This window comes from Sphingomonas sp. ABOLG, assembly GCF_003950435.1.
Classification (GTDB): Bacteria; Pseudomonadota; Alphaproteobacteria; order Sphingomonadales; family Sphingomonadaceae; genus Sphingomonas; species Sphingomonas panaciterrae.
Genome location: NZ_QQWW01000017.1, coordinates 20,551 through 40,801, shown reverse-complemented (window position 1 = coordinate 40,801; position 20,251 = coordinate 20,551). Strand labels below are relative to the sequence as shown.

The window sequence follows — 20,251 nt, the reverse complement described above, 5'->3', positions numbered from 1 at the left end:
CTTCCTCCCCAGAGCCGCGCATGACGAGCGCGGACGTGCTTATCGTCGGATCGGGTGCTGCGGGGCTGACGGCCGCGCTCAACCTCGCCAATCGATTCAAGGTGATCGTGCTGGCAAAGGGCGCGCTCAACGAAGGGTCCACCGCCTGGGCGCAGGGTGGGATCGCCGCGGTGCTGGAGCCGGGCGACACGTTCGAGAACCATGTCGAGGATACGATGGTGGCGGGCGCTGGACTCAATGACCGCGAGATCGTTGAATTCGTGGTGGAGAATGCGCCGGCGGCGATCGAGCGGCTGCAGAAGCTGGGCGTGCCGTTCGCGCAGGACGGGAATGCGCTCCACCTGACGCGCGAGGGCGGGCATTCGCATCGGCGCATCGTGCATGTCGACGACGCGACCGGCTGGGCCGTGCAGGAGGCGCTGCAGCGGGCGGCGGAGGCGCATCCAAACATCACGCTGGTTCCCGATCAGGTGGCGATCGACCTCGCCACCAGCCGACATGAGGAGCGCTATTCGGGTGCCGGCAACGTCTGGGGCGTCTATGCCGTGGATCGCAAGAGTGGGGCGGTGAACCTCTACACCGCCCGTGCGACGATCCTGGCGACGGGCGGCGCGGGGCGGACGTATCTGTTCTCCACTGCGCCGCGCGGCGCGACCGGCGACGGGATCGCCATGGCATGGCGCGCGGGCTGTCGCGTCTCCAACATGGAGATGATGCAGTTCCACCCGACCTGCCTCTACAACCTCGACGCCAAGAACTTCCTCATCACCGAGGCGGTGCGCGGGGAGGGCGGGCGGCTGATCAACCCGCTGAACGGGCACCGCTTCATGGTCGATTATGATCCCGAGCGGCTGGAGCTGGCGCCGCGCGACGTGGTGGCGCGGGCGATCGATGCCGAGATCAAGCGCTATGGCCTGGATTACGTCCACCTCGACATCAGCCATCAGCCGGCCGATTTCGTGCGCGGGCATTTTCCGAACATCTACGAGAAGCTGATCGGGCTGGGCATCGACATGACGGTGCAGCCGATCCCGGTCGTGCCCGCACAGCATTATACCTGCGGCGGGATCATCGTGGACCGCCACGGGCGCACCGACCTGCCGGGGCTGTATGCGGCGGGCGAATGCACCGAGAGCGGGTTGCACGGCGCGAACCGGCTGGCGTCAAACTCGCTGCTGGAGTGCTTCGTGTTTGGCGAGGCGGCAGCGCAGCATATCGCAGCGCATTGGGACATGCTGCCGTCGGTGCCGAAGATCCGGCCGTGGGACGAAAGCCGGGTCACCGATTCCGACGAGGAAGTGGTGATCAAGCAGAACTGGACCGAGATCCGCCGTTTCATGTGGAATTATGTCGGTATCGTGCGCACGACCAAGCGGCTGCAGCGCGCGCAGCATCGCATCAAGATGCTGACCGCGGAGGTGGAGGATTATTACGGCCATTTCCGGGTGACGCCGGACCTGATCGAGCTGCGCAACCTGCTTCAGACGGCGGAGCTGATCGTACGATCGGCACTGCACCGACACGAAAGCCGCGGCCTGCATTATACGCTGGACTGGCCGGAAACGCTGGAGGCGCCGGTCGACACGGTCCTGGTTCCGTAACTGCATCCTGTTCATCGCAGCAGAGGCGCCGTTCATCGCAAAGCGGGTAACCCACGGTTTTCAATGGCGTCTTTTCCGATAGCCTCCCGTGTCATGGCATGGGGCAGGCGAGGATCATGATCGGACGGTTGGGCGCAGGAGCTGCGTTGCTCGCGCTGGCCGGCTGTGTCGGGGAGCCACCCTCGCGGAACGCGCGCGCCGTCGCGCCGGCCCCCGCGCCCTCCTATGTCGTCGCCATCCCGGTGCCCAAGCCCAAGCCGCTGCCGGCCAGCCGCGCGCCGCGCGCGCTGGATGCGTCGATCCAGCAATTGGTGCGCGAGTTCCCGGGTATTGCCGGCGTGGCGGTGCGCGCCGTCGACGAGGATTGGACGATCGAGGCCGGGGGGCGTCGACTGCTGCCGCAGCAGAGCGTCAGCAAATTGTGGGTCGCGATGACCGTGCTCGATCAGCGCGACAATGGCCGGCTGAAGCTGGACGATCCGGTCAGCGTGACGGCCAGCGACCTGACGCTGTTCCACCAGCCGGTCGCCTATCTGGTGAAGGGCGGGACGTGGAACACGACCGTCGGCAACCTGCTGTTCCGTGCGCTGACGCAGAGCGACAATACCGCCAATGACCGGCTGCTGACGCTGGTCGGTGGGCCGAGGGCGGTGAACGCCTTTATCGAGCGCAAGCGGCTGGGCGACATTCGCTTCGGCCCGGGTGAGCGGCTGCTCCAGGCGAAGACCGCCGGGCTGACGTGGGATCAGTCGATGAGCATCGGCAACAATTTCTCGATCCAGCGGGCGAAGCTGGATCCGGCGGTGCGCGCGCGGGCGATGCAGGCCTATATCGACAATCCGCCCGATGGCGCGGCGCCGCTAGCGATTGCCGATGCGCTGTCGCGGCTGGCGCGGGGCGAATTGCTGTCCGAAACGTCGACGCGGCTGATGATCTCCACGCTGGAATCGAGCCGCACCGGGCGGGCGCGGCTGAAGGCGGGAATCGCGCCGGGATGGACGCTGGCGCACAAGACTGGGACGGGGCAGGAACTGGGCCGCCGCAACGCCGGCTTCAACGACGTCGGCCTGCTGACCGCGCCGGACGGCCGGCGTTATGCGGTGGCAGTGATGATCGGCGACACGACGCGCCCGATGCGCGAGCGCCAGCAGCTGATCCAGGCGGTGGCGGCCAGCGTCAGCGGCTATCGCGGGACGGCGACGATCGCCTCGCGCGAGCAGGACGATCCCGAAACCTGATCCGGTCACAGCGTCGGTGCCCGATCGCTTGATCCGTGTCGATTGACGGTCGCGCGGTAGCGCCGCAAGGCACCCCCATGCGCTTCTTTTCCGACAACGCCGCCCCGGTCCATCCCGCCGTGCTCGCCGCCATGGCCGAGGCCGATGTGCTCGACACCGCCTATGATGGCGATCGCTGGTCCGGGATGCTGGACGCGCGGCTGTCGGCGCTGTTCGAGACCGAGGTCGAGACCTTGTGGGTGCCGACGGGCACCGCGGCCAATTGCCTGGCGCTGGCAGCGCTCTGCCCGCCACACGGCGCGGTGCTGTGTCACCATGACGCGCATATCCAGAATGACGAATGCGGCGCGCCGGAATTCTACACCCATGGCGCCAAGCTGCTGCTGGCGGGCGGTGAGGGCGCGAAGCTGACGCCGGAAACGCTTCGAGCGCTGCTCGGCACGATTCGCAAGGACGTGCATCAGGTGCAGCCGCACGCGATCTCGATCACCAATGCGACCGAATATGGGCTGGTGTACCGTCCCGACGAGGTGGCGGCGATCGGCGCCCTGGCGGCCGAGCAGGGGCTGGCGCTGCACATGGATGGTGCGCGCTTTGCCAATGCGCTGGTTCACGCCGGCTGCTCGCCCGCCGACATGACGTGGCGCGCGGGCGTGACCGCGCTCAGCATGGGCTTCGTCAAGAATGGCGGGATGGGTGCCGAGGCGCTGGTGTTCTTCAAGCGCGGGCTGGTGGAGGCGAGCCGCTATCGCCGCAAGCGCGCTGGCCTGCTGTTTTCCAAGGGGCGCTATCTGGCGGCGCAGATCCTCGCGCTGCTGGAGGAGGACCGCTGGCTGGCCAATGCGCGCAATGCCAACGAAGGCGCGGCGCTGATCGCCGCCGCCGCGGGTGATCGGCTGGTGCATACGGTGGAGGCGAACGAGGTGTTCCTGCGCGTCTCGGCCGAGGAAGCCGCGGCGCTGCGGGCCAAGGGGTTCGACTTTTATGATTGGGGGCCGGGCGAGGCGCGGCTGGTGGTTTCGTGGAACCAGCGGGCCGAGGATATCCGCCCGCTCGCCGAGGCGATCGCGGCGCTCGGCTAACCGCTTCACCCGCCGCCCAATCCGCACTACGCGGCGGCATGACCACCGCCCCGCCGCCGCAATCGACTCGCGCCCGTGTCCTGATCCCGTTCGGGATCGTGACGCTGATCTGGGGATCGACGTGGCTGGTCATTCGCGACCAATTGGGCGTGGTGCCGCCGTCCTGGTCGGTGAGCTACCGCTTTTTGGTGGCGGGCGCGGCGCTCCTTGCCTGGGCGGTGATTCGGCGGGAGCCGGGGACGATCGATGCGCGTGGCTATGCCTTTGCCGCCGCGCTTGGCCTCGCGCAGTTCGTGCTCAATTTCAACTTCGTCTATCGCGCGGAACAGTTCATCACCTCGGGGCTGGTCGCGGTGGTGTTCGCGCTGCTGCTGATCCCCAACTCCTTGTTCGGGCGCATATTTCTCGGGCAGCGGATGGGGCGGCAGCTGATCGTCGGATCGACGGTGGCGATGGGCGGGGTGGCGCTGCTGTTCGTCCATGAGGTGCGCAGCGACCCGCATGGGCCGACGACCGCGCTGACCGGTATCGCCTTGACCTTGTGCGCTATTCTGTCCGCCTCCAGCGCGAATGTTATGCAGGGGACTGAGACCGCGCGGCGCTATCCGATGCTGCGCACCACCGCTGTGGCCATGCTGATGGGTGGGATGTTCGATGCGGCTTGGGCGTGGTTCACGGCGGGGCCGCCGGTGATGGAGTGGCGGCTGGGGTATGTGGCGGGGATCCTGTACCTGGGGCTGGCGGCGTCAGCGCTGGCGTTTCCGCTGTATTTCGGGGTGATCCGGATCATTGGCCCGGCAAAGTCGGCCTATTCCAGCGTCATCGTGCCGGTGATCGCCATGGCCCTTTCCACATTGTTCGAGGGTTACCGCTGGTCCACATTGGCCGCTTGTGGCGCAGCATTGGCCGCTTTTGGCCTGGTCATCGCGCTGACGGCGCGAAGGCCTAACCGATAGTCCGGGTAGAGCGGCGTCCAGTCGAGCACGCGCTTTGCCTTCCCGTTCGCGACGCGGCGGTTCTCGGCATAAAAGGCGCGGGCCATCGGTGAGAGGCTGTCGAGCGGGACCACGGGGGGCGGCGGCAGGCCGAGCAGGTCGGCGGCGAATTCGATCACCGCATCCTGGCTGGACGGATGGTCGTCGGCGAGATTGTAGGCGCCCGGCGGTGCGGTGAAGCCGGCGACGACGCCGCGCGCGATGTCATCGACATGGACGCGGCTGAACACCTGGCCGGGGATGGCGGTGCGGTGCGCCTTGCCGGCCGCCACCCGGTCGAGCGCGGAGCGGCCCGGGCCGTAGATGCCGGGGAGGCGGAAGACGCGCGCGCCGAGCGCCAGCCATGCCGCGTCGGCCGCATTGCGAGGCCCGCGCCGGCCGGTGATCGGCGCGCTTTCGTCCACCCAGGCGCCGCCGGCATCGCCATAGACGCCGGTCGAGGAGAGATAGCCGAGCCACTTGCCCTCCAGCAGCGCGCCGTATCGCACCAGCACCGGATCGTCCGCGCCATCCGGTGGCACGGAGGAGAGGACATGGGTCGAGGCGGCGAGCCCGGCGCGCACCGCATCTCCATCATCGAAGCGGATCGTGCCGCCGCGGCCGTCACGCGTCGTCGCCAGCACCGGGCCGCCGGCGGCATCGGCGATCGCGCTGGCGGCATAGCCAAGCCCGAAGATGAACAGCCGGCTCATTTCGCGAGCGTCGGGGTGACCATCGTGGCGCCGGGCACGTTATCCTTCTTCCACTGCATCGACATGCGAACGCGCGTCGCGCCCGAAGGATGATCGAAGAACAGGAATTCCTCGATCGGCCCGGGCTCAAGCTTGCGATATTCTGACAGGCGGATCGCCGCGGTGGCAAAGCCGTCAGGCGCGCGGGCGGCATCGAGGCCGAAGCGGTCCGCCTCGCTCTCGCTCAGGCGGGTGACCGTGCTGATATACGGCGTCGCCAGCGCCACGAGGACGCTCGTGATCGCGAGCAGCAGCGGCGCGCCGGCAGGGTCCGCCACGTCGCGCACGCCCCAGCGCGGGTGGCGCGCGATCAGCCGCGGCGCCAGCCGGGAGAGCGCGAAAAAGATGACGAGCACGGCAAGGGCGAACCACAGCAGCAGTCGCCAGATGTGGCCGAGCACATAATGGCCCATCTCATGCCCCATCACCGCTGCGACCTCGTCAGGTGAGGTGCGGTTCAGGAGATTGTCGTTCAGCGCGATTCGGATCGTGGGGCCGAGCCCGGCGACATTGGCGGAAATCCGCTTCGTCTGGCGTGAGGCATCGGCGACATAGATATGGTCGGCCGGGATGTGATGCGCCTCGGCCATCGCGACGATTCGGTCGCGCAGCGGACCGGCGGGCATTTCGGTGTAGCGGTTGAACAGCGGCTCGATGAACACCGGGCCGAGCAGCAGACCGATGGTGAGGAAGCTGATCATCACCGCCGTGCCGACCGCCCACCATGCACGGCGAAAGCGGCGAATGACGGCGTAGATCGCGGTGAACAGCAGCGCATTCACCACCAGCGAGACGCCCAGCATCTTGAGCTGGTCGATAAGCCAGGCGCCGAACGTCTGGCTCATCAGGTCATATTGCGCCTCGCGCACGAAGCCGGTGTAGATCGTCCACGGCAGGAACAGGAGGAAGCTGACGAGCGTGAACAGCACGCCGTACAGGCCGGGGACGAGCCAGGTGCGCCTGACGCGCCGTTCGGCGAGATCGCGCATCCGGGCGGAAAAGCCACTGGCGAGCAGCGCGCCATAGACCAGCACGGCGACAACTGCGTTCCACAGGATCAGCCAATAGCCGCCCTCGAAATAGGCGTCCGACTTCGCCCGTGCCGGCCCCTGCAGAAGATCGAGGTAGGCGCGGGTTGCCGCGTCGACGTCGAAACCGGGGTTTGCCCCCTGTCCTTGCGCGATGGCGGGCAACAGCGCCGCTGCCCCCAGCAGCGCTGCCCCGATGACCTTCCTCATCCCCTGTTCCCCCGGTTACGGGGCCATTGGCCCCTTGAACAACGTGCCGAAATAATCGCCCTTGTTCCACACCGGGCGCGTGGGCGCGTCGGCGATGTCGCGGGCGATGCGATAGTTCACGTCGACGAAGCGGACGCCCTGTTCCCACTCGATCGGCTGCGACAGATCATCGCTGGGCTTGTGGTAGTTGGTCGACATGAAATGTTCGACCGCGGCCTTGCCCGGTCCCTTCTGGCCCGGCCACAGGAAGACCGAGGGCACGCCCTTCTGCACGAAGCGGAAATGGTCGGAGCGAACGAAGATCCCCTCGTCCGGCATCGGATCGGGCGACAGGCTGACGCCGGCGCCCGCAACCGCGCGGCTGATGATCGGGCCGAGCGTCGAGCGATCGCCGCCGAACGCGACCATATCCTCGAACTTGTAGGTCAGGATCGGCATGTCGAGATTGACGTTGGCGATGATCGACGAGGCCGGGACGGTCGGGTGGTTGGCGAAATAATCGCTGCCGATCAGCCCCTTTTCCTCCGCCGTGACGGCGAGGAACAGGACGGTGCGCTTGGGCGCCCCTTCCTTCTGGAAGCGCTTGGCCTCCTCGATCAGGCTGGCGATGCCGATCGCATTGTCGAGCGCGCCATTGTGGATCTTGTCATCGGCCTTGCCGCTGACGCCGACGTGATCGAGGTGCGCCGAGAGGACGACGACTTCCTTCGCCAGCGCCGGATCGCTGCCGGGCAGCACGCCGACGACGTTGGACGAGCGCGCCGGGGCGAAGCTGGTCTTGGTGGTGGCGGAGAGCGTGGCGGGCAGCTCCTCGGGCGTGAAGCGCGCATCGGCCTTGTCCGATTCCTTCGCGACCTTCGCCCAGCTGGTGCGCGCGCCGGCGAACAGCTTTTCCGCGCCGGTGAGGCTCAGCGTCGCGAGCGTCGGGATGCCGCCTTCCTCGACATGGCCGGTGCCGTCGGGATTGGCCCAGGTCATGCGGGTGTGGCCGATCCCTTCGACCATCTTGGCGAAGGGGCGCTGCTTGTCGCTGCGCGGGGTGACGAGCGTGATCGTGCCGACCGCGCCGCGTTCCGCCGCGAACCGTGCCTTGGTCGTCGGCGAGCCGAGCCATGCACGCTCCTCACCCGTCATCTTGGACGGCGAGCCGCTGACGAGGGCGACGATCTTCCCCTTCACATCGACGCCGCGATAATCGTCGCGGCCATATTGCGGCGCGACGATGCCATAGCCGACGAACACCACCGGCGCGGAAAGATTGGTTTCCTTAGCGCGCGGGTTCGCGGAGGGGACGTAATCGGTGCCGTAGGTGAGCGGCAGCGTGGTGCCGCCGCGCGTGATGCCGAGCTTCCCCTCGCCCTCGGGTTTGTAGGCGACCAGCGGCACTTCCTGCAGATAGCCGCCCTTGGCCGCGCCCGGCTTCAGCCCGGCGGCAAAGAATTGCGAGGCGACATATTCGGCGGCGATATCATATTCCGGGCTGCCAGCCTCACGCCCGCGCATCGCGTCCGAGGCGAGGAACATGACGTGCGACTTGATCGCCGCAGCCTCGGGCGAGAGCGGCGTGGTGGCCGCGGCGGTTTGAGCCTTCGCAGGCGTTGCCGGAGCGGCGGGGGCAGCCTGCTGCGCGATGGCAGCGACGGGCAGGGTGGCAAAGCACAGAGCAATGGCGAAACGACGCATGGATATCCCGTGGTGATGGCGCCCGCCCCCGACCGGGACGGCGAGAAGGGCGGGGCGACGTGGCACCGGCGACGGGCGCCTGCGACACGCGGCTCGACCTCACTCGACATGAAAGACAAGGATTGGGCGGCTTGATGCCGTAAGTCGTAGCATTGGGGGAGCGCGCCGCAAGCATTACCGATGGAACCGGATCGCGCGCCGTCTATATCTCTTCCCATGCTCGACGCTCTTACCGCCACCGCGACCCCGGCCGTTCACCGCCGCGAGGATTATCGACCGCCGGCATGGCTGGTCCCCGACGTGTCGCTGGACTTCGCGCTCGACCCGTCGGCGACGCGGGTGCGCGCGCGGCTCGACGTGCGGCGCGGCGGCGAGACGGGCGAGCCGCTGCGGCTTCACGGCGACGGGCTGACGCCGATCGCGGTGCTGGTCGATGGTGTCGCAGTGAACGACTGGCGGATGGAGAATGACCAGCTGGTCATCCCGCTGTCCGGTGACGCGCACGTGATCGAGACCGAGGTGGAGATCGCGCCCGATCGCAACACGCAGCTGATGGGGCTGTATTCCTCCGGCGGAAACCTGTGCACCCAATGCGAGGCGGAGGGGTTTCGCCGCATCACCTTCTTCCCCGACCGGCCCGACGTGCTGGCGACCTATCGCGTGCGGATGAGCGCGGACAAGGCGCGCTATCCGGTGCTGCTGGCCAATGGCGATCCGATCGCGTCGGGCGACAATGGCGATGGGACGCACTGGGCCGAATGGCACGATCCGTTTCCCAAGCCATCCTATCTGTTCGCGCTGGTTGCCGGCGACCTGGCCTGCAATCGCGGCACTTTCACCACCCGGTCGGGGCGCGAGGTGGAGCTGGGCATCTGGGTGCGCGCGGCGGACCTGTCCAAGACGGATCATGCGCTCCACGCGCTGAAGCTGTCGATGGCGTGGGACGAGCGCGTCTATGGCCGCGAATATGATCTGGACGTGTTCAACATCGTCGCGGTCGATGATTTCAATTTCGGCGCGATGGAGAACAAGGGGCTGAACATTTTCAACAGCCGCTACATCCTGGCCGATCCCGATACCGCGACCGATTACGATTACGACGCGATCGCGACGGTGGTGGCGCACGAATATTTCCATAACTGGTCGGGCAACCGGGTCACCTGCCGCGACTGGTTCCAGCTGTCGCTGAAGGAAGGCTTCACCGTCTTTCGCGACCAGGGATTCTCCGCCGACCAGGGATCGGCGGCGGTCAAGCGGATCGAGGATGTGCGCGGGCTTCGCGCCAGCCAGTTCCCGGAGGATGCCGGCCCGCTGGCGCATCCGGTGCGGCCCGAAAGCTATCTTGAGATCTCTAATTTCTACACCTCGACGATCTACAACAAGGGCGCCGAGCTGATCCGAATGATGGCGACGATCCTGGGGCCGACGCGCTTCCGGGCGGCGTGCGACCTGTATTTCGACCGCTTCGACGGGACGGCGGCGACGTGCGAGGATTTCGTGGCGTGCATGGAGGAGGGCGGCGGGGTTGACCTGTCGCGCTTCCGCCTGTGGTACAGCCAGGCGGGGACGCCGCGGGTGGCCGCCAGCCTGTCGCATGATGGCGGTCGCGCGACGCTGCGGCTGGCGCAGCATGTGCCGCCGACGCCGGGACAGGCGGTGAAGGAGCCGATGGTCCTGCCGCTCAAGATCCGGCTGTTCGGCGCGGAGACCGGGCGGCCGCTGGGGCCTGAGCAACTGGTGCTGTTGGAGGATGCGAGCGAGACGATCGTGTTCGACGGCGTTGCCGAGCGGCCGGTGCTGTCGATCAACCGCGGTTTTTCAGCGCCGGTAACGATCGAGAGCGATCGTACCGCGGAGGAGCTGGCGTTTCTGGCGCGGCACGATGACGATCCCTTCGCGCGCTATGAAGCGATGCAGCAGCTGATGCTGGACACGCTGGTAGCGGGCGCGGTCGAGGGCGCGGCGGATCATCGTGCGGTGATCGACGCGGTGGCCGACACGCTCGACGATCCGACGCTAGACCGGGCGTTCGTCGCCGAGGCGGTGCTGTTGCCGTCAGAGAGCTTCATCGGCGACCAGCTGAGCGTGGTCGATCCCGATGCGATCTTTGCTGCGCGCGAGGCGCTGCGCGCGGACCTTGGCCGCGCGCTGGGGGATCGCTGGCGCGAGATCTACGACGACAATGAGAGCGACCGGCCGTATGAATATACGCCGGCGGCGAAGGCGGCGCGGCGGATTCGCAACGTGGCGCTGGGCTATATCGCGGCGTCGGGGGCCAGCGATGCGGCGGCGCTGGCGTTCCGCCAGTTCGAGCGTGCCGACAACATGACCGATCGGCAGGGTGCGCTGTCAGTGCTGGTCAATGGCGAGAGCGACCTGCGCGAGGCGGCGCTCGACATCTTCTACAACCGTTATGCGGGTAATCCGCTGGTGCTGGACAAATGGTTCCAGACGCAGGCGTTGTCGACTCGGGTCGATACGCTGGCGGCGGTGCGCGCATTGGCCGAGCATCCCGACTTCACGCTGGCCAATCCCAATCGGGCGCGCAGCCTGATCGGCGCCTTTGCGGTCAACCAGCGGGCGTTCAACCAGGCCGATGGCGCGGGCTATCGCTTCCTTGCCGACCAGCTGATCGCGCTTGACCGGCTCAACCCGCAGACGGCGGCGAAGCTGCTGCCGCCGCTGGGTCGGTGGCGGCGGTTCGACCCCGCGCGCGCGGCGCTGATGCGGGCAGAGCTGGAGCGGATCGTCGGGACCAGCGGGCTGTCCAAGGACCTGTTCGAACAGGCGTCGAAGAGCCTCGACGGCTGAGGCCCGCTGAGGACCAAAGCCCAGACGCGCGCGGCGCGTCAGGGTGCCTTGGGCAGCAGCGCGTGCGTGGCCGGGTCCGGCCCGTCGAAGAACCGGTCGATGATCGCCTGGAACGGGGCCGGATCATCGGCCGCGCGCGCGAAGAGCGTCATCGAGGACCGCAGCTTCATCGCGTCGACCGGCCCAAGGATGTCGACCGCACTGCCGCTGGCGGTAGCCAGCGCGGCGCACGCCGCATGCAGACGCGGGCCGAGCAGGGGATGCGCAAGATAGGCGCGCGCCTCATCCAGCGACGCGATTCCGAAATGCTGCGCAGTGGGGCTGTGACCCAGCCCGCGGAGCTGCGGAAAGACATACCACATCCAGTGGCTAGTCTTTCGGCCGTGGCGCAATTCCGTCAGCGCGTCGGCATAGCTGCCGTGCTGCGCGGTGACGAAGCGGTCGAGATCGAACGGGTCGTCCATGTCGCACCCAACGCGCAACACGCATCGCGGATGCGGCCTCGTGCGTTGAAATCGGCGCAAGAAAAGGAGGCGACATGCTGGAACATATCCCCGCCTGGCTTGGGCGAACGCTGGGCAATGTGCGCGCGGGTGCGGACAAGCTGGCGATCGTGCAGCCCGAACTGGGTGGAACATTCGGCGCGCTTGACCTGTCCAGCCCGGCGTTCGCGCAGGAGGCGCGTCTGCCGCCGCGATTCACCGCCGATGGCGAGGGTGTCTCACCGCCGCTGACCTGGGGCGCGGTGCCGGAAGAAACGGCGCTGCTGGCGCTGTTGGTCGAGGATGCGGACGCACCGGCGCCGCAGCCGCTGGTCCATGCCGTCATGTGGGGCCTGCCGGCGGACGCCGGGCGGCTGGAGGAGGGCGCGATCGTCGCCGATGGCAACGGGCTGGCCGAGCAAGGCGACGTGGGTCGCCATTCGTACCTGGGCGAAGGCTGGCTGCCACCCGATCCACCGACCGGTCATGGCGAGCATCGTTATGTGTTTCAGTTGTTCGCGCTGGGTGCCGGGGTGGGCGATCCCGGCGCATCGCCCGGTCGAACGGCGCTGGTGCGCGCCATGACCGGGCATGTGCTTGCTGCGGGGCTGCTTATCGGGACCTATTCGCGTGGCGAGCCGGCCGAGGCAGCGCCGGCTCAGACCGCGTTTGCGGCGGCGTCAACATAAGCGAGGAGGCCCGACATGCTGACAAAGGCAGCGAGGGCGAGGCAGGCGGAGCGGACCATCGAACAATCCTTTCCAGAACAGGGGGAGGCGTGTGGCCGGATCAGGCGATCGGGCTGACGGGAACGGCGGCGCTGATCATGAGCGCGGCGAAGATGAAGGCGCCGGCGAGGCTGGCGACATTCTGGTGAAGCTGGTTGAGGCGGACGAACATGGTGCAATTCCCTTGTGCTATCTGGCGGCCGGACCATCCGGCGCCGATGCTCAAGGCGTTTGCATGGGGCGTGCCAAGTTTGACCGCTGACGCAATATCAATCACTTAGCCGGTTCGCCGTTCAGGGTTGGGAAATATCGCCATCCGCGCGCGGCGGATCACACCATCAAACGGCGCTGAGTACCTGATTACGGCCGGCCGCCTTTGCCTGGTAGAGCGCGGCGTCCGCTCTCGCACACAGGACCTCGCGCGTTTCGCCGGCCGTGCCGGCGGCGAGCCCTGCGGAAATCGTCACCACGCCGATCGGGGCATCGGTCGCACGCGAGCGGAAGCGGCGCGCGGCAACCGCGCTGCGGGCGCGATCGACGATGCCGGTCGCAGTGTCCATGTCGACGCCGACGAGGAGCAGCGCAAATTCCTCGCCGCCATAACGCGCGACCAGCGCCGACCCGCTTTCGGCGGCGATCGTCTGGCCTACCGCGCGCAGCACCCGATCCCCGACGGCATGGCCGAACTGATCGTTCACGCGCTTGAAGTGGTCAATATCGCACAGTGCGAAGATCACCGGGGTGTGCGGGGCCAGCGCCGACAGCGCCTCGTCAAAGGCGCGGCGATTGGCCAATTCGGTCAGCGGATCCTGCCGCGCGTCGCTGCGTGCATCGGCGAGGGCGCTGCGGAGCGCCTCGCTTTCCTGTTCCGCCGCGGCCAGCCGTGCCTCCGCCTGGCGGACTCGTTCGATCATCGCGGCGGTGAGTTCGCTGATGTAGTTGCGCGTCGATGCGGGGTCCGCCTGTCGCATCGCGGCGGCGGTGGCGATCAGATCGCGGCCAAAGTCGCTGGTTTCGGCATGGATCGACCGGACGGTTTCCGAAAAGTCGCCCAATTGCATGGTGAGTTGCGCGACCAAAGCATCCTCGGCGGGGCGGGCGGGGGTGTCGTGCGGCTGCGTTCGGGCGAGCACGCCAAGTTCCGCCATATCCTGCTGCGTGAGGCGTACGCCGCCGTCGGTGCGCACGGCGACTGCCCGCGCCAGCGCGCCGTCCGGATGGCTCAATATTTCATGCGCCAGCGCATAATATGCCGGGTCGGCGCTGAGGCGGTGAATGGCGAGAAAGGCGCCAATCGCCTCATAGAGGCTGAACGCCTCCGTCTCGGCCGTGCTTACCTTCACCGTGCTGGTCCGCTTTCTTCCCCAGGCGCTGCCAGCCAGCGCCACGGGCGGTGTCCTGAGCTAGCGCGAAATCGCTAAGATAGCGTTGCGATTGTTACGACTTTGCGAGCCGGCGAACGGCGTCGAGGGTAAGGGCAACGTGACGCTCGGCGGACATGTCGTCATGCACGAAGGCGATGCGGCCGGTGCGATCGATGACGTAGCTGGTGCGGCGGGTGGCATCGCGGCCCTTCACCTGCCGGCCGAGCGCCACATCATAGCCGCTGACGACGCGCGGTCCCGCACTGGCCACTGCGAAGCGGCCGGCGCATTCGGCGGCGGAAAACTTGGTGAGATCCTCGACCGAATCGGCGGACATGCCGATCACCGTCGCGCCCGCGGCGCGGAACTTGTCGATATTCTCGGCAAAGGCGCGCGCCTCCGCATTGCAGCCGGCGGTGAAGGCCGCGGGGAAGAAGTAGAGCACGACCGGCCCGTTCTTCAGCTGGCGGGCGAGATTGACGTTCACCACCTTGCCCGCGATCGCGCCCCGGGTGGTGAAATCGGGCGCCTTGGCGCCCACGGCCAGGCTCGCCCCGGCGGGAGCGGCGAGCGTAAGGGAAAAAGCGGCTGCAAGGGCAAGGACGTGGCGCACAGGGTATCTCCCGTTGGTGCGCCGGTTCTAGCGCGGCCGTGCGGGGCGCGATAGGGCTGCGCCATGCCGATCCGCCAAGCTGACCTCGCCCTTGCCCACCGCCTCGCCGATGCCGCGGGGGAGGCGATTCGCCCCTATTTTCGCGGCGAACTGGGCACCGAGATGAAAGCCGACCATTCGCCGGTCACGCTGGCCGATCGGGCGGCGGAGGCGGCGATGCGCCGGATCCTGGATGCCGAAGCGCCGGGCGACGCGGTGCATGGCGAGGAATATGGCATCAAGGACGGCGTGACCGGTCGCACCTGGGTGCTCGACCCGATCGACGGTACGCGCAGCTTCACCGTCGGTCGGGCGATTTTCGGCACGCTGATCGCGCTGGTCGAGGATGGCTGGCCGATGATGGGGGTGATCGACCAGCCGATCCAGCGTGAGCGGTGGATCGGCGCGGCGGGGCGGCCGACCTTGTTCAACGGGGCGCCGGTGCGCACGCGCGCCTGCCGCGAAGTGGAGGGCGCGATCCTGGCGACGACCAGCCCGCACGCCTTCAACGACGATGAAGTGCCGTATTTCATGGCGCTGGTCGCGGCGGTTTCCGGCGGGCACGCGCGGCAGGGGCCGGTCTATGGCGGCGACTGCTACAATTACGGGCTGCTGGCGAGCGGGCACCTCGACATCGTGTGCGAGGCGGGGCTGGCGCTGTACGATTTCGCCGCGCTGGCGCCGATCGTCGAGGGCGCGGGCGGGCGGATGTGCGACTGGAACGGTGATCCGCTGACGCAGGCGAGCACGGGGCAGGTGCTGGCGATCGGCGACCCGGCGCGGATGGACGAGGTGCTGGAGGCGCTGCACGCGGCGCCCGGCGCGCACGACCATGGGCATGGGCATGGGCATGGGCATGGGCATGGGCATGGGCATGACCACGATCATTGAGCGGTAAAGGGGAGGGCGTGGGCGCGCCCTCCCCGGTTGCGGGTCAGACGACGGACAGCACGAGCTTCCCGTCGCCTTCGTCGACCCTGATCGTGCTGCCGTCCTTCACTTCGCCGCGCAGGATGAGATCGGCGAGCGGATCCTGCAGGTAGCGCTGCACCGCGCGCTTCAGCGGGCGGGCGCCATAGACCGGATCGTAGCCGACACGTCCGAGCCACGCGCGCGCGGCATCGGTGAGGTCGAGCGTCACCTTGCGATCGGCGAGCAGCTTGCCGACGCGCGCCACCTGGATGTCGACGATCGGCCCCATGTGCGCCTGACCCAGCCGGTGGAAGAGGATGATCTCGTCCAGCCGGTTGAGGAATTCCGGGCGGAAGTGCGCACGGACGATCTCCATCACCTGCGGCTCGACCGTTTCGACGTCCTCGCCCTCGCCGAGATTGGCGAGATACTGGCTGCCGAGGTTCGACGTCAGGATGATCAGCGTGTTCGAGAAGTCGACCGTGCGGCCCTGGCCATCGGTGAGGCGGCCATCGTCGAGCACCTGGAGGAGGACGTTGAACACGTCGCCATGCGCCTTCTCCACCTCGTCGAACAGCACGACCTGGTACGGCCGGCGCCGCACCGCTTCGGTCAGCACGCCGCCTTCCTCATAGCCGACATAGCCCGGAGGCGCGCCGATCAGCCGGGCGACGGCGTGCTTCTCCATGAACTCGCTCATGTCGATGCGGACCATGGCGTTGGGATCGTCGAACAGGAATTCGGCGAGCGCCTTGGTCAGCTCGGTCTTGCCGACGCCCGTCGGGCCGAGGAACAGGAACGAGCCCAGGGGGCGGTTCGGATCCTGTAGCCCGGCGCGGGCGCGGCGGACGGCGGTGGAGACGGCGCGCACCGCATCCTCCTGACCGATCACGCGCTTGCCGATCACTTCCTCCATCTTGAGGAGCTTGTCGCGTTCGCCCTCCATCATCCGCTCGACCGGGATGCCGGTCCAGCGGGCGACGACGGCGGCGATATCCTCCGGCGTCACTTCCTCGCGCAGCATCGCATTGGCCGCGGCGCCCTGCGCCTCGGCGAGCTGCTTTTCGAGCGCGGGGATGCGGCCGTAGGAAAGCTCGCCCGCCTTGGCGAGATCGCCCTGGCGCTGCGCCTGTTCCAGTTCGAGCCGCGCGGCGTCCAGCTGCTCCTTGAGCTTCGCCTCGCCCGCCAGCTTGTCCTTCTCGGACTGCCAGCGCTGGGTCAGTTCGGCCGACTGCTGCTCAAGATTGGCGAGTTCCTCCTCGATCTTCTCGAGCCGGTCCTGCGAGGCTTCGTCGGTTTCGCGGCGCAGGCCCTCGCGCTCGATCTTGAGGCGAAGGATGCGGCGGTCGAGCGTCTCGATCTCCTCGGGCTTCGACTCCACCTCCATGCGGATGCGCGAAGCGGCTTCGTCGATCAGGTCGATCGCCTTGTCGGGCAGGAATCGATCGGTGATGTAGCGGTTGGAGAGCGTCGCCGCGGAAACCAGCGCGCCATCGGTGATGCGCACGCCGTGGTGAAGCTCGTACTTCTCCTTCAGCCCGCGCAGGATCGAGATCGTATCCTCCACGGTCGGTTCGCCGACGAACACGGGCTGGAAGCGCCGCTGGAGCGCGGGATCCTTCTCGACATATTTGCGATATTCATCGAGCGTGGTCGCGCCGACGCAGTGCAGCTCGCCGCGCGCGAGGGCCGGCTTCAGCAGGTTGCCCGCGTCCATCGCGCCTTCGGATTTTCCGGCGCCGATCAGCTGGTGCATCTCGTCGATGAAGAGGATGATGTCGCCTTCGGCGGCCTTCACCTCGTCGATCACGCCCTTCAGCCGCTCCTCGAACTCGCCGCGATATTTCGCGCCCGCGATCAGCGCGCCCATGTCCAGCGCCATCAGCGTCTTGTTCTTGAGCGTATCGGGCACGTCGCCGTTGGCGATGCGTAGCGCCAGCCCCTCGGCGATCGCGGTCTTGCCGACGCCGGGCTCACCGATCAGCACGGGATTGTTCTTGGTACGGCGGGCGAGGACCTGGATCGTGCGGCGGATTTCCTCGTCGCGTCCGATCACCGGATCGAGCTTGCCGTCGCGTGCCGCCTCGGTCAGGTCGCGGGCGAACTTCTTCAGCGCGTCGTAGCGATCCTCCGCGGTGGCAGTGTCGGCGGTGCGCCCGCCGCGCAGATCGTTGATCGCGGTGTTGAGCGCGTCGGCGCGCACGCCGGCGGCCTGAAGCGCCTTGCCTGCGGGGGTGTTGAGCGACAGCGCGAGCGCCACCAGCAGGCGTTCGACGGTGACATAGCTGTCGCCGGATTTCTGCGCGATCTGTTCGGCAGAATCGAGCACGCGCACGGCATCGTTGTTGAGGCCCGGCGTCGATTGCGCGCCCGAACCGCTGACCGCGGGGATTTTCGCGAGCGCGGCGTCGGTCTCCGTCACCGCGCGGCGCGCGTCGCCACCGGCGGACTGGATGAGGCCCGCCGCCATGCCCTGCTCGTCCTCAAGCAGCGCCTTCAACAGATGCTCGGGGCCGATCTGCTGGTGGCTCATGCGGATCGCAACGGTCTGCGCCGACTGGAGGAAGCCCTTGGCGCGGTCGGTAAATTTCTCGAGGTTCATGGTGTCCCTGTTTCCTTCGAGCATCATGTGGTGTTGTCGATTAGCAACACAAGAGAGCGATCAAGCGAAAGATGGCGACGCGCGGCGGGCGCGTCCATAGGCGCATGTCTAGCCGGCATCTTCCCGACTTCCTTGTTGTCATCGGAGGCGAACCCCGCCGCGGGTATCCGGGATTTCCGAAGGACAGTTGACGTGCCTGGCGATTGCGCTTCCCCTGTAGGCAAAGCGACACGGGAGCGGATCATGAAGGCTTTGCGGTATTTCGGCGCGCGCGACATCCAATACGGATCGACCGAGGACGCAGCGTTGCAGGACGACCGTGATGTGCTGGTCCAGGTGAAGCATTGCGCGATCTGTGGCAGCGACCTTCACATTTATCACGGCCACGGCTTTTCCGAGGATACGGGCTTTTGCGTCGGGCATGAGGCGGTGGGCGAAGTGGTCGAGATCGGCCGCGCGGTGCGCACCCTGAAATCCGGCGACCGGGTGATGATTTCGGCCGCGGTCGGCTGCGGCGCGTGTCCCGGGTGCCTGATGGGCCGGGTGCATGAGTGCGAGAACAATGGCTCCGGCTGCTACGGGCTGTCCGCGGCGCTGCAGGGTAGCCAGGCGGAAGCGGTGCGGGTGCCGGCGGGCGACGGCAACGCGCGGCGCATTCCGGAGGGCATCACCGACGAACAGGCGCTGATGCTGACCGATGCGCTGCCGACGAGCTGGATGGCGGTGCGCAATGCCGACATCAAGCCGGGCGCGAGCGTCGCGGTGGTGGGGCTGGGCCCGATTGGACTGATGGCAGTGGAGGGCTGTTTGGCGATGGGGGCGGGGCGGGTCTATGCGATCGACCTGGTGCCCGAGCGCCGCGCGATCGCCGAGGGGCTGGGCGCGATCGGCGTCGATCCGGCCGAGGCGGTGCCGTTCATCCGCGAGGATACGAAGGGGCGGATGTGCAGCAGCGTCGTCGAGGCGGTGGGGGCGGATGCGACGATCGACCTGTCGCTCCGGCTGGTGGGGAAATGGGGCACCGTGTCGTGCCTTGGCGTCAACCAGACGCGGCGCTTCCCCTTCCCGATGGAGCGCGCCTTCGCCAGCGGGCTGACGTTCCGCACCGGCACCTGCTCCGTGCCGCACTGGTGGCAGGAACTGATCCCGATGGTGCAGAAGGGGCAGCTCAGGCCTGAACGCTACATCTCGCACCGGCTGCCGCTGTCGCAGGGCGCCGAGGCATACGCCATCCTCGACCGGCGCGAAGCGCTGAAGGTGGTGATGACGCCGGAGTGAGGCTATAGTCGTGGGTAAATCGAACGAAGGAGAGTTTGCCATGGCCACGCTGGCGCCGGTCGACAACACCAACCAATATGCCCCCGGTGAGTGGGAGGCGCGGGTTGATCTGGCCGCGGCGTACCGCCTCGTCGCGCTGTACGGCTGGGATGACCTGATCTTCACGCACCTGTCGGCGCGCGTGCCCGGGCCGGAGCATCACTTCCTGATCAACCCCTATGACATGATGTTCGAGGAGATCACCGCGTCGAGCCTCGTGAAGATCGATGTCGAGGGCAATCCGGTCGGCCATACCGATCATCCGGTGAACCCGGCGGGCTTTACGATCCACTCGGCGATCCACATGGCACGCGAGGATGCCGCCGCGGTGATGCATCTTCACACCCCGCATGGCCAGGCAGTCTCGGCGATGGAATTCGGCCTGCTGCCGCACACCCAGACGGCGATGATCGCGCAGCACAATGTCGCCTATCACGACTATGAGGGCATCGCGACCGACCTCGACGAGCGCGAGCGGCTGGTCGCGGACATTGGCGACAAGCATGCGATGATCCTGCGCAATCATGGAACGCTGGCGGTGGGCGACAGCGTCGCATCCTGCTTCCTGCGGCTCTATTTCCTAGAGCGGGCGTGCGAGGCGCAGGTGCTGATGCTGTCGGCCGGGCGCGAGAACCTCAACAACCCGCCGCAGGGCGTGGAGGAGAAGGTCGCCGGGCAGAGCGCGCCGGCGGGGATGGGCAACCTTGCCGAGAAGCTGGCGTGGCCGGCGCTGCTGCGCAAGCTCGACCGGATTGATCCCAGCTTCCGCAACTGAGGCAGCGCGGTCGTCATCCGGTACCCGCCGGGTGACGACC

The 20,251-nt window shown here is 67.5% G+C and carries 16 protein-coding genes; 9 read left to right on the top strand and 7 right to left on the bottom strand.

All coding sequences use genetic code 11. From position 1 onward, the window contains the following. Positions 1–20: 20 nt before the first annotated feature. From nadB to CA236_RS16075, 4 genes are all read left to right on the top strand, one after another. Positions 21–1,601: an L-aspartate oxidase gene (gene nadB / locus CA236_RS16090; protein ID WP_125946374.1), complete on the top strand. Its 1,581-nt coding sequence runs from the start codon at positions 21–23 to the stop codon at positions 1,599–1,601. 116 nt (positions 1,602–1,717) lie between these two features. After that, entirely contained in the window at positions 1,718–2,839 is a 1,122-nt protein-coding gene (locus CA236_RS16085; RefSeq protein ID WP_052742397.1) for a serine hydrolase, read from the top strand. A gap of 77 nt (positions 2,840–2,916) precedes the next feature. After that, a complete protein-coding gene (locus CA236_RS16080; protein ID WP_046407366.1) occupies positions 2,917–3,921 on the top strand; it encodes a beta-eliminating lyase-related protein in 1,005 nt (334 codons plus the stop codon). A gap of 38 nt (positions 3,922–3,959) precedes the next feature. Beyond that, positions 3,960–4,877, top strand: a complete 918-nt coding sequence (locus CA236_RS16075) for an EamA family transporter (RefSeq protein WP_125946373.1) — start codon at positions 3,960–3,962, stop codon at positions 4,875–4,877. Here CA236_RS16075 and CA236_RS16070 read toward each other — a convergent pair. From CA236_RS16070 to CA236_RS16060, 3 genes are read right to left on the bottom strand one after another with little or no spacing between them, the layout of a single operon-like run. Further along, a complete protein-coding gene (locus CA236_RS16070; protein WP_125946372.1) occupies positions 4,787–5,608 on the bottom strand; it encodes an NAD(P)-dependent oxidoreductase in 822 nt (273 codons plus the stop codon). The genes CA236_RS16075 and CA236_RS16070 overlap by 91 nt on opposite strands. After that, a complete protein-coding gene (locus CA236_RS16065) occupies positions 5,605–6,885 on the bottom strand; it encodes a M48 family metallopeptidase (RefSeq protein WP_125946371.1) in 1,281 nt (426 codons plus the stop codon). Before CA236_RS16065 ends, CA236_RS16070 begins: the two co-directional genes overlap by 4 nt. 15 nt (positions 6,886–6,900) lie before the next feature. Continuing rightward, positions 6,901–8,568, bottom strand: a complete 1,668-nt coding sequence (locus CA236_RS16060; RefSeq protein ID WP_125946370.1) for a M28 family metallopeptidase — start codon at positions 8,566–8,568, stop codon at positions 6,901–6,903. A gap of 216 nt (positions 8,569–8,784) precedes the next feature. Here CA236_RS16060 and pepN point away from each other — a divergent pair, with 216 nt between their 5' ends. Then, positions 8,785–11,379 carry an aminopeptidase N gene (gene pepN, locus CA236_RS16055; protein ID WP_125946369.1) on the top strand — a complete coding sequence of 865 codons (2,595 nt, stop codon included), beginning with the start codon at positions 8,785–8,787 and terminating at the stop codon, positions 11,377–11,379. A 38-nt stretch (positions 11,380–11,417) separates the two neighbouring features. Here the strand turns inward: pepN and CA236_RS16050 are convergent, their stop codons facing one another. After that, a complete protein-coding gene (locus tag CA236_RS16050) occupies positions 11,418–11,843 on the bottom strand; it encodes a DUF1810 domain-containing protein (protein WP_125946368.1) in 426 nt (141 codons plus the stop codon). Positions 11,844–11,917: 74 nt separating this feature from the next. Between CA236_RS16050 and CA236_RS16045 the strand changes: the two genes are divergently transcribed. Continuing rightward, positions 11,918–12,550: a YbhB/YbcL family Raf kinase inhibitor-like protein gene (locus CA236_RS16045; RefSeq protein WP_046407357.1), complete on the top strand. Its 633-nt coding sequence runs from the start codon at positions 11,918–11,920 to the stop codon at positions 12,548–12,550. A 377-nt stretch (positions 12,551–12,927) separates the two neighbouring features. Here the strand turns inward: CA236_RS16045 and CA236_RS16040 are convergent, their stop codons facing one another. Next, positions 12,928–13,977: a GGDEF domain-containing protein gene (locus CA236_RS16040; RefSeq protein ID WP_231621837.1), complete on the bottom strand. Its 1,050-nt coding sequence runs from the start codon at positions 13,975–13,977 to the stop codon at positions 12,928–12,930. Between the two features lie 49 nt (positions 13,978–14,026). Beyond that, positions 14,027–14,566: a redoxin domain-containing protein gene (locus CA236_RS16035; protein WP_125946367.1), complete on the bottom strand. Its 540-nt coding sequence runs from the start codon at positions 14,564–14,566 to the stop codon at positions 14,027–14,029. Positions 14,567–14,629: 63 nt separating this feature from the next. Between CA236_RS16035 and CA236_RS16030 the strand changes: the two genes are divergently transcribed. Further along, positions 14,630–15,496, top strand: a complete 867-nt coding sequence (locus CA236_RS16030; RefSeq protein WP_125946366.1) for an inositol monophosphatase family protein — start codon at positions 14,630–14,632, stop codon at positions 15,494–15,496. A 43-nt stretch (positions 15,497–15,539) separates the two neighbouring features. Here the strand turns inward: CA236_RS16030 and clpB are convergent, their stop codons facing one another. Then, the gene (gene clpB / locus CA236_RS16025; protein ID WP_125946365.1) at positions 15,540–18,119 is read right to left on the bottom strand and encodes an ATP-dependent chaperone ClpB; all 2,580 of its coding nucleotides are present in this window, start codon (positions 18,117–18,119) and stop codon (positions 15,540–15,542) included. A 243-nt stretch (positions 18,120–18,362) separates the two neighbouring features. On the opposite strand from clpB, the gene CA236_RS16020 reads away from it, so the two are divergent. Both CA236_RS16020 and CA236_RS16015 read left to right on the top strand, forming a co-directional pair. Then, complete coding sequence (locus CA236_RS16020; protein WP_164518965.1) at positions 18,363–19,397, top strand: alcohol dehydrogenase family protein; 1,035 nt, start codon at positions 18,363–18,365, stop codon at positions 19,395–19,397. A 40-nt stretch (positions 19,398–19,437) separates the two neighbouring features. Next, positions 19,438–20,211 (top strand): class II aldolase/adducin family protein, encoded by a 774-nt coding sequence (locus tag CA236_RS16015; RefSeq protein ID WP_125946363.1) that lies wholly within the window; start codon positions 19,438–19,440, stop codon positions 20,209–20,211. Positions 20,212–20,251: the final 40 nt, after the last annotated feature.

Coding starts and splice junctions, on each gene's coding strand:
- nadB (WP_125946374.1), top strand. CDS start 21: ATGACGAGCGCGGACGTGCTTATCGTCGGATCGGGTGCTGCGGGGCTG.
- CA236_RS16085 (WP_052742397.1), top strand. CDS start 1,718: ATGATCGGACGGTTGGGCGCAGGAGCTGCGTTGCTCGCGCTGGCCGGC.
- CA236_RS16080 (WP_046407366.1), top strand. CDS start 2,917: ATGCGCTTCTTTTCCGACAACGCCGCCCCGGTCCATCCCGCCGTGCTC.
- CA236_RS16075 (WP_125946373.1), top strand. CDS start 3,960: ATGACCACCGCCCCGCCGCCGCAATCGACTCGCGCCCGTGTCCTGATC.
- CA236_RS16070 (WP_125946372.1), bottom strand. CDS start 5,608: ATGAGCCGGCTGTTCATCTTCGGGCTTGGCTATGCCGCCAGCGCGATC.
- CA236_RS16065 (WP_125946371.1), bottom strand. CDS start 6,885: ATGAGGAAGGTCATCGGGGCAGCGCTGCTGGGGGCAGCGGCGCTGTTG.
- CA236_RS16060 (WP_125946370.1), bottom strand. CDS start 8,568: ATGCGTCGTTTCGCCATTGCTCTGTGCTTTGCCACCCTGCCCGTCGCT.
- pepN (WP_125946369.1), top strand. CDS start 8,785: ATGCTCGACGCTCTTACCGCCACCGCGACCCCGGCCGTTCACCGCCGC.
- CA236_RS16050 (WP_125946368.1), bottom strand. CDS start 11,843: ATGGACGACCCGTTCGATCTCGACCGCTTCGTCACCGCGCAGCACGGC.
- CA236_RS16045 (WP_046407357.1), top strand. CDS start 11,918: ATGCTGGAACATATCCCCGCCTGGCTTGGGCGAACGCTGGGCAATGTG.
- CA236_RS16030 (WP_125946366.1), top strand. CDS start 14,630: ATGCCGATCCGCCAAGCTGACCTCGCCCTTGCCCACCGCCTCGCCGAT.
- clpB (WP_125946365.1), bottom strand. CDS start 18,119: ATGAACCTCGAGAAATTTACCGACCGCGCCAAGGGCTTCCTCCAGTCG.
- CA236_RS16020 (WP_164518965.1), top strand. CDS start 18,363: ATGAAGGCTTTGCGGTATTTCGGCGCGCGCGACATCCAATACGGATCG.
- CA236_RS16015 (WP_125946363.1), top strand. CDS start 19,438: ATGGCCACGCTGGCGCCGGTCGACAACACCAACCAATATGCCCCCGGT.